The sequence below is a fragment of the Pseudomonas sp. BP8 genome, assembly GCF_017875955.1.
Taxonomy (GTDB): domain Bacteria; phylum Pseudomonadota; class Gammaproteobacteria; order Pseudomonadales; family Pseudomonadaceae; genus Aquipseudomonas.
In genome coordinates, this window is record NZ_JAGINK010000001.1 from 961,642 (window position 1) to 975,157 (window position 13,516).

Annotated in this window: 10 protein-coding genes; 5 read left to right on the forward strand and 5 right to left on the reverse strand. The window is 63.6% G+C overall.

The features are described 5' to 3' along the window. Window positions 1-175 precede the first annotated feature (175 nt). The 5 genes from J3B00_RS04240 to J3B00_RS04260 all read left to right on the forward strand — a co-directional run bounded on the left by J3B00_RS04240 (window position 176) and on the right by J3B00_RS04260 (window position 7,314). Window positions 176-1,891: a glucan biosynthesis protein G gene (locus tag J3B00_RS04240; RefSeq protein ID WP_209864378.1), complete on the forward strand. Its 1,716-nt coding sequence runs from the start codon at window positions 176-178 to the stop codon at window positions 1,889-1,891. Beyond that, complete coding sequence (gene mdoH / locus J3B00_RS04245) at window positions 1,884-4,457, forward strand: glucans biosynthesis glucosyltransferase MdoH (RefSeq protein WP_209864382.1); 2,574 nt, start codon at window positions 1,884-1,886, stop codon at window positions 4,455-4,457. The genes J3B00_RS04240 and mdoH overlap by 8 nt, the downstream gene beginning before the upstream one ends. A 290-nt stretch (window positions 4,458-4,747) precedes the next feature. Then, window positions 4,748-5,545, forward strand: a complete 798-nt coding sequence (locus tag J3B00_RS04250) for a transporter substrate-binding domain-containing protein (protein ID WP_209874587.1) — start codon at window positions 4,748-4,750, stop codon at window positions 5,543-5,545. A 79-nt stretch (window positions 5,546-5,624) separates the two neighbouring features. Continuing rightward, window positions 5,625-6,587 (forward strand): amino acid ABC transporter permease, encoded by a 963-nt coding sequence (locus tag J3B00_RS04255; RefSeq protein ID WP_209864385.1) that lies wholly within the window; start codon window positions 5,625-5,627, stop codon window positions 6,585-6,587. After that, window positions 6,580-7,314 (forward strand): amino acid ABC transporter ATP-binding protein, encoded by a 735-nt coding sequence (locus tag J3B00_RS04260; RefSeq protein WP_209874591.1) that lies wholly within the window; start codon window positions 6,580-6,582, stop codon window positions 7,312-7,314. Before J3B00_RS04255 ends, J3B00_RS04260 begins: the two co-directional genes overlap by 8 nt. A gap of 131 nt (window positions 7,315-7,445) precedes the next feature. On the opposite strand, the gene J3B00_RS04265 is transcribed toward J3B00_RS04260, so the two are convergent. The 5 genes from J3B00_RS04265 to tatB all read right to left on the reverse strand — a co-directional run bounded on the left by J3B00_RS04265 (window position 7,446) and on the right by tatB (window position 13,513). Further along, window positions 7,446-9,389 carry a methyl-accepting chemotaxis protein gene (locus J3B00_RS04265; RefSeq protein ID WP_209864388.1) on the reverse strand — a complete coding sequence of 648 codons (1,944 nt, stop codon included), beginning with the start codon at window positions 9,387-9,389 and terminating at the stop codon, window positions 7,446-7,448. A gap of 233 nt (window positions 9,390-9,622) precedes the next feature. Continuing rightward, entirely contained in the window at window positions 9,623-11,539 is a 1,917-nt protein-coding gene (locus J3B00_RS04270; protein WP_209864391.1) for a methyl-accepting chemotaxis protein, read from the reverse strand. 101 nt (window positions 11,540-11,640) lie between these two features. Beyond that, window positions 11,641-12,348 carry a 16S rRNA (uracil(1498)-N(3))-methyltransferase gene (locus J3B00_RS04275; protein WP_209864394.1) on the reverse strand — a complete coding sequence of 236 codons (708 nt, stop codon included), beginning with the start codon at window positions 12,346-12,348 and terminating at the stop codon, window positions 11,641-11,643. Then, window positions 12,345-13,136 (reverse strand): twin-arginine translocase subunit TatC, encoded by a 792-nt coding sequence (tatC, locus tag J3B00_RS04280; RefSeq protein ID WP_209864399.1) that lies wholly within the window; start codon window positions 13,134-13,136, stop codon window positions 12,345-12,347. Before tatC ends, J3B00_RS04275 begins: the two co-directional genes overlap by 4 nt. After that, window positions 13,133-13,513, reverse strand: coding sequence for a Sec-independent protein translocase protein TatB (gene tatB, locus J3B00_RS04285; RefSeq protein WP_209864402.1), 381 nt, complete (start codon window positions 13,511-13,513; stop codon window positions 13,133-13,135). Before tatB ends, tatC begins: the two co-directional genes overlap by 4 nt. Window positions 13,514-13,516 lie beyond the last annotated feature (3 nt).

Consider the following 13,516-nt stretch of genomic DNA (forward strand, 5'->3'; position numbering starts at 1 on the left):
GGATAATCGCGCGTCGCAAGGACCTGCGTTCGCAGGTCCGTTTCACCTTCACTCGAGTACTGTCTGGATCCGTTTGGGGAATCATTACGCCCTCACGGGGTCCGAACAGTGCTCGCCAACCCGGCATTGGTCGCTGGCCGTTGGTTTCATGATCTGTTTTCGGCGAGGGTTGCTCGTGATTGTAAGTCCCTGTAATGCACAAAGAATCCCTGGCAATCGGCTGCGTACGGCCCTGGCAGCTGGTGTGGCGCTGGTTGGCCTACTGAGCGCCGGTCAGCTGTGGGCATTCAATCTTGACGATGTTGCAGCCAAGGCAAAGGATCTGGCCGGCCAGAAGTACGAAGCACCGAAGAGCAATTTGCCAGCGGTGTTCCGTGACATGAAGTACGCCGACTACCAGAAGATCCGTTTCCTTCAGGAAAAGGCCGAGTGGGCGAACGACAAGACGCCGTTCAAGCTGTCCTTCTACCATCAGGGCATGCACTTCGACACGCCGGTGAAAATCAACGAAGTCACCGCTTCCAAAGTCGAAGAAATCAAGTACGACGCCAGTCGCTTCGACTTTGGTGACGTGCCGCACGATGCCAAGACTGTCGAGAAACTCGGCTACGCCGGTTTCCGCGTGCTGTACCCGATCAACAAGGCTGACAAGCAAGACGAAATCATGACCTTGCTTGGCGCCAGCTATTTCCGTGTCGTTGGTAAAGGCCATGCCTATGGCCTGTCGGCCCGTGGCCTGGCCATCGACACTGCGTTGCCGTCTGGCGAAGAGTTCCCGCGCTTCACCGAGTTCTGGGTCGAGAAGCCCAAGGCTGCCGACAAGCACCTGGTGATCTACGCGCTGCTCGACTCGCCGCGTTCCACCGGCGCCTACAAGCTGATCGTGCGTCCGGGCAACGACACCATTGTCGACGTCCAGTCGCGGGTGTTCCTGCGTGACCACGTCAGCCGTCTGGGCATTGCGCCGCTGACCAGTATGTTCCTGTTCGGCCCTAACCAGCCGTCCAAGGTGCTCAACTACCGTCCGGCTCTGCACGACTCCGAAGGCCTGTCGATCCATGCCGCCAACGGCGAATGGCTGTGGCGTCCGCTGAACAACCCGAAACACCTGGCGGTGAGCAACTTCAGCGTGGAGAACCCGCGTGGTTTCGGCCTGATGCAGCGTCAGCGTGCCTTCAGCGACTATGAAGACCTCGACGATAACTACCAGAAGCGTCCAAGCACCTGGATCGAGCCGAAGGGTGACTGGGGCAAGGGTACCGTCGATCTGGTCGAGATCCCGACTGCCGACGAAACCAACGACAATATCGTTGCGTTCTGGAGCCCGGAAACCCTGCCGGAGCCAGGCAAGCCGGTCGATTACAACTACCGCCTGCACTGGACCATCGACGAGGCCAAGTTCCAGGCCCCAGACCTCGGCTGGGTCAAGCAGACCCTGCGCTCCACCGGTGACGTCAAGCAGTCCAACCTGATCCGTCAGCCAGACGGCAGCGTGGCCTTCCTGGTCGATTTCGCCGGTCCCGCGCTGGCTGCCCTGCCGGAAGACGCCAAGGTGCGTAGCCAGATCAGCGTCGGCGACAACGCCGAGGTGGTCGAGAACAATCTGCGCTATAACCCAGAGACCAAAGGCTGGCGCCTGACCCTGCGGTTGAAGGTCAAGGAAGCCAACAAGTCCACCGAGATGCGTGCAGCCCTGCTGCAGGACGTACCGGTCGAAGCGCCCAAGCCAGCCAAGGAAACCAAGCAGGACAAGGCCGCGGCCAAGCATGCCAAAGCGGCCAAGCCTGCCGAGCAACCAGCCGCCGACGCGGCGTCCACCCCCGAGGCTCCGGCCACCACCGAGAAGGTGCTGACCGAGACCTGGAGCTATCAGTTGCCTGCCGATGAGTAACTCAAGCGCACGGCCAGAATCGCTTGGCGAGTACCTGGCCCACCTCCCTCTGAGCGACGAGCAGCGGGCGCAACTCGCTGACTGCACGTCGTTCAGCGAGCTGCACCAACGTCTGTCGGCTGATCCGGCGGCCAGCCCCAGCGAGGCCGTACAGGCCTCGGTGGGCTCGCGCCTGACCGTAGGCAGCGCTGCCGAACTGGAAGAGGCCGAGATGCTCGGCGTCGACGGTAGCGGCCGGCTGTGCCTGAAGATCGCCCCGCCGATCAAGCGCACCCGGGTCCTGCCCGAGCCTTGGCGGACCAATATCCTGGTACGCATGTGGCGGCGCATGACCGGTCGCCCGAATGCGCCGCAGCCGCCCAAGCAAGAGCTGCCGCCGGCGCGCTGGCGCTGGGTCGGCTCGATGCGCCGCTATATCCTGCTGGCGTTGATGCTGGGTCAGACCATCGTCGCCGGCTGGTACATGAAAGGCATCCTGCCCTACCAGGGCTGGTCGTTCGTCGACCTCGACGAGATCATGAACCAGTCGATCTGGGACACCGTGGTGCAGGTCTGGCCGTATGCCTTGCAGACGTCCATCCTGATCCTCTTCGGCATCCTGTTCTGCTGGGTCTCGGCGGGCTTCTGGACCGCCCTGATGGGCTTCCTCGAGCTGCTCACCGGGCGTGACAAGTACAAGATTTCCGGCAGCAGTGCCGGCGATGAGCCGATTGCTACAGAAGCGCGGACCGCATTGGTCATGCCGATCTGCAACGAAGATGTGCCGCGGGTGTTCGCCGGCCTGCGGGCGACCTTCGAGTCGGTCGCCGCCACGGGCAACCTGGACCGCTTCGACTTCTTCGTGCTCAGCGACACCAACGATCCTGACATTGCCGTTGCCGAGCAACAGGCGTGGCTGGACGTGTGCCGCGAAGCCAAGGGCTTTGGCCGGATCTTCTACCGCCGTCGCCGTCGCCGCGTGAAGCGCAAGAGCGGCAACCTCGACGACTTCTGCCGTCGCTGGGGCAGCGAGTACAAGTACATGGTCGTGCTCGACGCCGACAGCGTCATGAGCGGCGATTGCCTGAGCAGCCTGGTGCGCCTGATGGAGGCCAACCCGGACGCCGGGATCATCCAGACCGCGCCGAAGGCGTCGGGCATGGACACCCTGTATGCGCGTCTGCAGCAGTTCGCTACCCGTGTCTATGGCCCGCTGTTCACCGCCGGCCTGCACTTCTGGCAGCTGGGCGAGTCGCACTACTGGGGGCACAACGCGATCATCCGCATGAAGCCCTTTATCGAGCACTGCGCCCTGGCGCCATTGCCGGGCAAGGGTGCCTTCGCCGGCGCGATCCTTTCCCACGACTTCGTCGAAGCCGCGCTGATGCGCCGTGCCGGCTGGGGCGTATGGATCGCCTATGACCTGCCGGGCAGTTATGAAGAGTTGCCGCCCAACCTGCTCGACGAGCTCAAGCGCGATCGCCGCTGGTGCCACGGCAACCTGATGAACTTCCGCCTGTTCCTGGTCAAGGGCATGCACCCGGTGCACCGTGCGGTGTTCCTTACCGGGGTGATGTCGTACCTGTCGGCGCCGTTGTGGTTCTTCTTCCTGGTGCTGTCGACCGCGCTGTTGGCGACCAACACCCTGATGGAACCGCAGTATTTCATCGAGCCGTTCCAGCTCTATCCGCTGTGGCCACAATGGCACCCGGAGAAGGCCATCGCGCTGTTCTCGACGACCATCGTGCTGCTGTTCCTGCCCAAGCTGCTGAGCATCATCCTGATCTGGGCCAAGGGCGCCACCGAGTTTGGCGGGCGCATCAAGGTGACCCTGTCGATGTTGATCGAGATGCTCTTCTCGATGCTGCTGGCGCCGGTGCGGATGATCTTCCATACCCGCTTCGTGCTGGCCGCGTTCCTCGGCTGGGCCGCGACCTGGAACTCGCCGCAGCGTGACGACGACTCGACCCCGTGGAGCGAAGCGGTGCGTCGCCATGGTCCGCAGACCTTGCTCGGCTTTGCCTGGGCGGCCTTGGTCGCCTGGTTGAACCCAAGCTTCCTCTGGTGGCTGGCGCCGATCGTCGGTTCGCTGGTGCTGTCGATCCCGGTTTCGGTGATCTCCAGCCGCACCCGTCTGGGCTTGCGCGCCAAGGACGAGAAGCTGTTCCTGATCCCTGAGGAATACGCCACGCCGCAGGAACTGCTGTCGACTGATCAGTACACCCACGAAAACCGCTGGCATGCCCTGCATGAAGGTTTCGTCCGGGCAGTGGTCGACCCACGCCAGAACGCCTTGGCCTGCGCGATGGGCACGGCCCGTCATGGCCAGGCTGCAGCGATCGAAACGCTGCGTGAAGAGCGCATCGCCAAGGCATTGCAAGCCGGGCCGAAGGGGCTGGATGGTAATACCCGCCTGGCCTTGCTGAGCGATCCGGTGGCGCTGTCGCGTCTGCACGAGCGGGTCTGGGCCGAGCGCAATGCGGCCTGGATCGACGTTTGGCGCAGTTCGATCAGCAACGACCCGCATTCGCCGTTGCTGCCACTGCACCCCGAGAATGAGGGCCAACCGACGCTCGTTGGCGCCTGATCCAATGCTGGGGCCGCCTCGCGGCCCTTTCGCGACACAAGGCCGTTCCCACAGTCAGGGCTTACACCGTTCCCTGTGGGAGCGGCCTTGTGTCGTAATAGGGGGCAAAGCCCCCTCAAGGGCCACTTCGAAAGTACTGCCTTGCGCTGCTTTTGGCCAACAAAGTCCCCCCCGGCTCTAGGTCCCAGGCCGCGCATGCGTTAGCATCCCTCTCCGATATTCCACGCCGGCCGGTACGGTCGTGCCAACGATAAGATTCGACTCTTTCTTTGCTAGGGGACTTGGTGATGATGAAAAAATACCTGTCGCGACTGCTGCTCGGCGTCACCGCGCTGGTTGCGGTATCGGCCGCCCAGGCTGGCGCCATCGACGATGCGGTCAAGAGCGGTACTTTGCGGGTGGGCATGGACCCGACCTACATGCCGTTCCAGATGACCAACAAGCGCGGCGAGATCATCGGTTTCGAAGTCGACATCCTCAAGGCCATGGCCAAGTCCATGGGCGTCAAGCTGGAGACGGTCTCCACCGCCTATGACGGCATCATCCCGGCCCTGCTGACCAACAAGTTCGACATGATCGGCAGCGGCATGACCCTGACCCAGGAGCGCAACCTGCGCCTGAACTTCAGCGAACCCTTCATCGTGGTTGGCCAGACCCTGCTGATCCGCAAGGAACTGGCAGGCGAGATCAAGTCGTACAAAGACCTCAACAGCGACAAGTACCGCATCACTTCCAAGCTCGGCACCACCGGCGAGATGGTCTCCAAGAAGCTCATCAGCAAAGCCAAGTACCACGGCTACGACAACGAGCAGGAAGCGGTGATGGACGTGGTCAATGGCAAGGCTGACGCCTTCGTCTATGACGCGCCGTACAACGTGGTGGCGGTCGAGAAAGCCGGCGCTGGCAAGCTGCTGTTCCTCGAAGAACCCTTCACCTACGAGCCGCTGGCCTTCGGCCTGAAGAAAGGCGACTACGACAGCGTCAACTTCATCAACAACTTCCTGCACCAGATCAAGCATGACGGGACCTACGATCGTATCCACGACAAGTGGTTCAAGAACAAGGACTGGCTGAAGGAAATGGAATAAGAGCCCAGGCCACAAACCCAGGCTTTGACCCCGACGCGCAGGCAAACCCTGCGCGTTCGCATTTACGGAAGTACCCCACGTGATCAAACACAAGAAAGCCCAGTGGCCCTGGCACGCGCTGACCGCGCTGGTCCTGGTGGGCCTGGCGATCAGCCTGTACCTGGCCACCTCGATGATGTCCTACGAGTGGCGCTGGAACCGCGTCCCGCAGTATTTCGCCTACCAGGCCGAGGACGCCCAGCGCGCTGCCAGCTATGGCAGCGTCCAGGACATCGTCCTGCAAGGTGACACTGCGCGCGTCACGCTCAAGGGCGAGGATGGCGCCGAGCAGGTACTCGACGTGGCCAAGGACAGCCTGCAGCTGAGCCGCGGCGACGATGTCGCAGAAGGCGACCAGATCGGCGTGACCCGTCACTGGGCGCCCGGCCCGTTGGCCTGGGGCCTGTGGACCACGCTGTGGCTGTCGGTGGTATCCGGTGCGCTGGGCCTGGTGGTCGGGCTGTTTGCCGGGCTGTGCCGGCTGTCGAACAACCCGACCCTGCGCGACCTGTCGACGGTCTATGTCGAGTTGGTGCGGGGCACACCGCTGCTGGTGCAGATCTTCATCTTCTACTTCTTCATCGGTACCGTGCTCAACCTGTCGCGCGAGTTTGCCGGGGTGGCGGCGCTGGCGCTGTTCACCGGCGCCTATGTCGCCGAAATCGTCCGCGCCGGGGTGCAGTCGATTGCCAAGGGGCAGAACGAGGCCGCCCGTTCGCTGGGCCTCAATGCGGGCCAGTCAATGCGCCACGTGATTCTGCCGCAGGCGTTCAAGCGCGTGCTGCCGCCGCTGGCCGGGCAGTTCATCAGCCTGGTCAAGGACACCTCGCTGGTGTCGGTGATCGCCATCACCGAACTGACCAAGAGCGGTCGCGAAGCGATCACCACGTCGTTCTCGACCTTCGAGATCTGGTTCTGCGTGGCAGGCCTGTACCTGCTGATCAACCTGCCGCTGTCGCACCTTGCCAGCCGGCTTGAACGGAGGCTTGCGCAAAGTGATTGAAGTCCGTGATCTGTTGAAAGTGTTCGATACCCGTGGCCAGGTGGTGCGTGCGGTAGACAACGTCAGCACCGGCGTGGCCAAGGGCGAAGTGGTGGTGGTACTGGGCCCGTCGGGTTCGGGCAAGTCGACCTTCCTGCGCTGCCTGAACGGCCTGGAGCACTTCGATGCCGGCCATGTGTCGATCAACGGTTTGCCGCTGGCGGACCCGAAAACCGACATCAACGCCTATCGCCGCGAAGTCGGCATGGTCTTCCAGCACTTCAACCTGTTCCCGCACATGACCGTGCTGGAGAACCTGTGCCTGGCGCAGAAGGTCGTGCGCAAGCGCAACAAGGCCGAGCGCGAGGCCAAGGCCCATGCGCTGCTGAAGAAGGTCGGCATCGCCGAGAAGGCCAACGAGTTTCCTTCGCGCTTGTCGGGCGGCCAGCAGCAGCGGGTGGCCATCGCCCGGGCCTTGGCGATGGACCCGAAAGTCATGCTGTTCGATGAGCCGACCTCGGCGCTCGACCCGGAAATGGTCGGTGAAGTGCTGGATGTGATGAAGACCCTGGCCCAGGAAGGCATGACCATGGTCTGCGTAACCCACGAGATGGGCTTTGCCCGCGAAGTGGCGGACCGGGTGCTGTTCTTCGACCACGGCAAACTGCTGGAAGACTCGGCGCCGGTGGCATTCTTCGACTCGCCGAAGGATCCGCGCGCGCAGGCGTTCTTGCGCCAGGTGCTGTAACCGCTGGGGCCGCTTTGCAGCCCTTTGCGACCGGTCCGCCACTCCGGTAAGGCCGCTACCACCATATTCGGCGTGGGAGCGGCCTTGTACCGCGACAGGGCTGCAAAGCAGCCCCGGAATCTCCAGCCCGTTCAGAGGCTGAACCGCCCGACCATCCCCCGCAACTGCTCACCGAGATGTTCCAGCTCGCCACTCGCCGCTGCCGTCTGCTCACTCGCCGCACTGGTCTGATCCGACACATCGCGCACGTTGATCACGCTGCGGTTGATCTGCTCCGCCACCACGCTCTGCTGCTCGCTGGCAGTGGCAATCTGCTGGTTCATGCCCTGAATGCTGGAAACCGTCTGGGCGATCTGACCCAAGGCATCGCCGGCCTGGCGGCTTAGCTCGACACTGCGTTCGGTCAGCTGCTTGCTGCTGTCGAGCAGGCTGGTGACCTCATCTGTGCCACTGTGCAGGTTGGCGATCAGTTGCTCGATTTCTTCAGTCGATTGCTGGGTGCGTTGCGCCAACCCGCGCACTTCGTCGGCGACCACGGCAAAACCGCGCCCGGCCTCACCGGCACGCGCCGCTTCGATGGCGGCGTTGAGCGCCAGCAGGTTGGTCTGGGTGGACACTGACTTGATCACATCGAGAATACTGCCGATGCGCAGGCTCTCCGCCGCCAGGTGGTGCATCGCTTCGAGGCAGTGGTCCATCTGTCCGGCCAGTTGTTCGATCTGCGCCACCGCTTGGGTCACCACGTCGTCACCCTGTTGCGCCTGGTGGTCGGCGGTGGTCGCTGCCTGTGACGCCTGCTCGGCATTCTGCGCGACTTCCTGCACCGTCGCGCTCATCTGGTTCATGGCGGTGGCAACCTGGTCGGTCTCCTCCCGTTGCTGGCTGATCCGCTGCTTGGTCTCTGCACTGGAACTGGCCAGTTGCGAGGCGGCGCTCGACAGCTGGCCGACTCCCTGGTCGATACCGCCGATCAGCTCGCGCAGGCTCAGAGTCATGTCGCGCATGCTCTGCTGCAGTTGGCCCATCTCGTCACGGCGCTGCACCGGCTCCACCTGGCTGAGGTCGCCGCGGGCAATCCGCGCGGCCTGGGCCAAGGCCAGGCGCAGCGGCTGGGTGATCTGCAAGGTGATCAACCAGGCGGCAATGATGCCGACTACCAGCGCCAGCAAGGCCATGCTGGTCAACAGCGAGCGGGCGGCGAGCGCCTCGTGGTCGCGCTGCTCGATCTTGCTCTGGCCCAGCGCGACGCTTGCTGCGCTGAGTTCGTCGCCGATCTTTTCCATGCCATTTTGCAGCCGCTCGACTTCGATTGCCGCGCGGCGGTACTGCTCGAGGCTGCTGCGGTAGCGGGCCAGTTCAGCGCTCGGCCGCTCCAGCAGGGCGCGCGGCAGGCCAAGTGGCGCCAGTGCCTTCAGCAGTTGGGCGAGGGTGGTGTCGGCGGCCGTCAGGGCGCTCTCGCCGACCTTGGCGAAGTCTTCAAAGGGCGAGAACGTGTAGGCCGGTACCAGGCTCTGCTGATTGGCGCCGTCGACGTGGCGAGACAACGTGTCCATCAGGCCAACGATGGCCCCTTGCGGGCTGTCGGCAGGCAGTTTCAGCAAGGCCTGGTTTTGCAGGTCGTCGATGACCTCGCCGAGTGCGTGCTCCTGAGCCTGCATCAGTTCGCGACGCTGCTGGCGGTTGTCGACGGCCTTGAGCAGGGCGCTGAAATCGTTGCGCAACTGCTGCAAGCGCTGCAGCTTGTCGCTGATCATCTCGCGGGACTGATCGACGCTACTGCGTTGTTGCAGGGTGGTCAGCATATGTTCGAGCTGCTCGATGATCTGGCTGATCCGCGCCTTGCTGGCCGCATCAGCCAGCACCCGGAAGGTGATCCGTTCAGCGCGCAGGTCTTTGGTCAGGTCATTGATCTGAGTGATTTCGCTCAGCTGTTGCGAGCGAGTGATGGCGCCGTCAAGCGCGCGCCAGCCATTGACGGTGGTCGCCAGGGTGAGCAACAGGACTATGGTGAAGCCGAGGGCGAGCTTGAGCCTCACGCTCAAGTTGCCGAGTCTGTGATTGATGTATCCGAACATGGCTGTTCCTCCGTCCATTTGAGTGATGGCCACTGGCTGTGGCCATGCTTGCTCATCGGCAGAGGGGGTGTAGGACTGGACCTGTAAACCGTGTAGGAAAAGTCTCTATGTGATCTAGGATGTTTCTTGGAAAGGTGAGGGGTGTCAGCGAGGGCCTCTTCGCGGGGCAAGCCCGCTCCTACAGGAGCAGTGCAGGAGCGGGCTTGCCCCGCGAAGAGGCCCGAAGGCCAGCCTCAGAGCCGGAACCGACCCACCAGCCCCTGCAAGTGGGTACCCAGCCGCGCCAGTTCGACACTCGAGCTCGCCGTCTCTTCACTGGCCGCCGAGGTCTGATCGGAAATATCCCGCACATTCATCACGCTGCGATTGATCTCCTCTGCCACCGCGCTCTGCTCCTCGGCCGCCGTGGCGATCTGCTGGTTCATCGCCTGGATCGACGACACCGTGCGGGTGATGGTCTCCAGCGAGCCACCGGCACGCCGGGTCAGCTCGACGCTGCTGTCGGTCAGCCCACGGCTGGCGTCCATCACGCTGGCCACGCGCTGGGTGCCGCTCTGCAGGCCGGCGATCAGCTCTTCGATTTCTTCGGTCGATTGCTGAGTGCGTTGGGCCAGGCTGCGCACTTCGTCGGCAACCACGGCAAAGCCGCGCCCGGCCTCACCGGCACGTGCCGCTTCGATGGCGGCATTGAGCGCCAGCAGGTTGGTTTGCTGGGCAACCGACTTGATCACGTCGAGCACGCTACCGATCTTGTCGCTTTCGGCCTTGAGCTGGTTCATCGCCTCGCTGGAGTTGACCACCTCGCCGGCCAGGCGCTCGATCTGGGCGATTGCTTCGCTCACCACCCGATCACCCTCGCGTGCCTGCTGGTCGGCCATCAGCGCCGCTTCCGAGGCCTGCTCGGCGTTACGTGCCACCTCATGGACAGTCGCCGCCATCTGGTTCATGGCGGTCGCCACCTGGTCGGTCTCGACCTTCTGATTGTTGACCCCGGCGCTGGTCTGCTCGGTGACTGCCGACAGCTCTTCGGCAGCGCTGGCGATCTGCGTGACACCGTCGCCGATGCCGCCAATCAGTTCACGCAAGCCTTGGGTCATGCGCTGCATGCTGGCCTGCAGTTGGCCCAGTTCATCGCGCCGGTCAACCTTGAGGTTGTGGCTCAGGTCGCCACTGGCCACCCGCTCGGCGGCGGTAAGGGTGTAGCGCAACGGCACGACGATCTGCCGGGTAATCACCCACGCGGCGATCAGGCCGAGCAGCAGGGCCAGCGCAGTGGCGCCGGCGAGGAGGGTCTTGGCCTGTTGCGTGCCCTGGTCGCGCACTTGGGTCTGCGACTGGGTCAGCGCCAGGCTGGTGTCGAGCAGGATGCTGCCCTGATCCGTCATGTGCTGGAGGGCCTGCTCGCTGCTGGTCTGCGCGTTGCCAACCTGGATCACCGCATCCCGGTAGGCGGCCAAGGCACTGGCGGCGTCGTCGAGGCTGGCGGCATACTCGGCGCCCACCTTGGCCGGCAATGCCTTGAGTACGGCGAGGGCCTGGTCGATGGCGTCCAGTGCGTAACGCTGGAAGTCTGCCTTGCCGCTGTAGGTGTAACCACGCACCTGGAAGCGCGCTTGCTGGAGCTGGGTGCTGACCTCGACGGCCTCACGGTACTGGCCGATGTCGCCGCCGGCGAGCAGGCGCTGCTGAACCTTGCCGATCAGCTCGGCAGCCTTGTCGGCGCTGTCACCCAGCACCTGGCGGCCGGCCGTGCGTTGTTGCTCGGCCTGTCGCAGCTGGGCAAACGCCAGTTGGTACTGGCGCACCGATTCACGTTGCTGCTCAAGGCGCTGGCGGTCTTCTGGCTGCTCGATCTGGCCAAGGATGAGTTGCACCTGGTTTTCGAGGCGGGTGATGGCTTTTTCCAGCTCGGCCACTGCGGCTTCGTCTCGGTCACGCTGGTAATGCTGGCGCGCGATGCGCAACTCCTGCGTACCTTGATGGATGACCGAGATATTGCCCAGCTTGTCGCCGCGGTCCACCACACTGTCTACACCTGACCAGCCTGTCAGGGTAATTGCCAGCGTCAGCAACAGGACCAGACCGAAGCCAAAGCCGAGCTTGCGGCTGACACTCATATTTCCCAGTGACTGGGCAAACCATTGGTACATGTTCGACTCCCCGGCATTTGGCAGCGCAAATTATTGTTGTGCTGGATAGGCCATCGGCCTTGGCCGGGGAAACTTTATGGAGGAAAAGTCTGACTGATGCGTCAGAAAATTCGCGAGAGCAGGGCGGTGACGGCCGTTTCCACGCGGAGGATGCGATCACCCAGCTGCACCGGGGCCAGGCCGGCCTTGGCCAACAGTTCGACTTCGTAGGGGATCCACCCACCTTCAGGGCCGATCGCCAACGTTACCGGATCTTGTACGGCACGCGGGCAGGCGGGGTAGGGGCCAGGATGGCCGACCAGACCGAGCGTTCCAGCCGCGATGGCGGGCAGGCGGTCTTCGACGAACGGCTTGAAGCGCTTCTCGATGAGCACTTCCGGCAACACCGTGTCACGCGCCTGTTCGAGGCCGAGAATGAGGTTGGCACGGATGCTTTCGGGGTGCAGAAACGGCGTCTGCCAAAAGCTCTTCTCGACCTTGTAGCTGTTGACCAGAATCAGCCGCGACACACCCAGGGTGGCGACCGTCTGGAACAGCCGACGGAGCATCTTTGGCCGCGGCACGGCGAGGATCAGGGTCAAGGGCAGCTTGGCCGGCGGTTGCTGGTCGAACGCGACCTGCAGCTCGGCTTCATGACCTTCCAGGCGCACCACCGTGGCCTGGCCCATCAGCCCATTGATGCGGCCCACGCGCAGCGTGTCACCCACTGCCACGCGATGGATCTCCTGCATGTGCGTGAAGCGTCGATCAGCCAGGACGACACGGTCGGCCGAAACGAAGTCGGCCTCCTCGAGCAACAACAGGTTCATGACTGGGTGGCTGGCGGCTGGTCGTTGGGCTCGTCGGTGGCAGCCGGGTCGCCGTCGCTGCGCTTGCGGATCAGCCCGCCGCAGAGTACGCCGATCTCGAACAGCAGCCACATTGGCACGGCCAGCAGGGTCTGCGAGAAGATGTCCGGTGGCGTCAGGACCATGCCGACCACAAAGCAGCCAATGACCACGTAGGGGCGGATCTTCTTCAGGTACTTCACGTCGACCACGCCGATCCACACCAGCAGCACCACGGCCACCGGGATCTCGAAGGCGACGCCGAAGGCGAAGAACAGGGTCATGACAAAGTCGAGGTAGCTGGCGATGTCGGTCATCATCGACACCCCTTCCGGGGTGGCACTGGCGAAGAAGCCGAAGATCAGCGGGAACACCAGGAAGTAGGCAAAGGCCATCCCGGCGTAGAACAGGACGATGCTGGAGACCAGCAGCGGGATGGCGATGCGCTTCTCATGGCGGTACAGGCCCGGCGCAATGAAGCCCCAGATCTGGTGCAGGATCAGCGGAATCGCCAGGAACAGCGAGACGATCATGGTCAGCTTGAACGGCGTCAGGAACGGCGAGGCCACGTCGGTGGCGATCATCGTCGCATTGGCCGGCAAGTGGTCGCGCAGCGGCGCGGATACCAGGGTGTAGATCTGCTGGGCGAAGGAAAACAGCCCGGCAAAGATCAGGAAGATGGCGGCCACGCAACGCAGCAGGCGGGTGCGCAGTTCGGTCAGGTGCGAGACCAGCGGCATCGGCTGGTCGTGTTCCGGTCTTTCACTCATGGGGCTCGTGGCGCCTGGGGTGGTTCTGGGGTGACGGCCGGCGTGCTCGCATCGGCGGGCGGCAGGTCAACTGCGGGGCCCGTCGGGGTGCCGGTCGCGGCAGGCGTATCGGTTGGCGGCGTCGCGGGCTTGAACGGGTCGAGAATGCGCCGGGCCTCCTGTTCCATCGACAGGATGTGCTCGTTGTGCAACTGGCGGCGGATGTCGTCGGCACCGATTTCGCGCTCGACTTCCATCTTGATGCTGTTGAAGCTGCGCTTGAGCCGGCCGATCCACAGCCCCGCAGTCCGTGCGGCGCCTGGCAGGCGCTCGGGGCCCAGCACCACCAGGGCGACCAGGCCGACGAGCAGCAACTCGCTGAAGCTGATACCAAACATGGG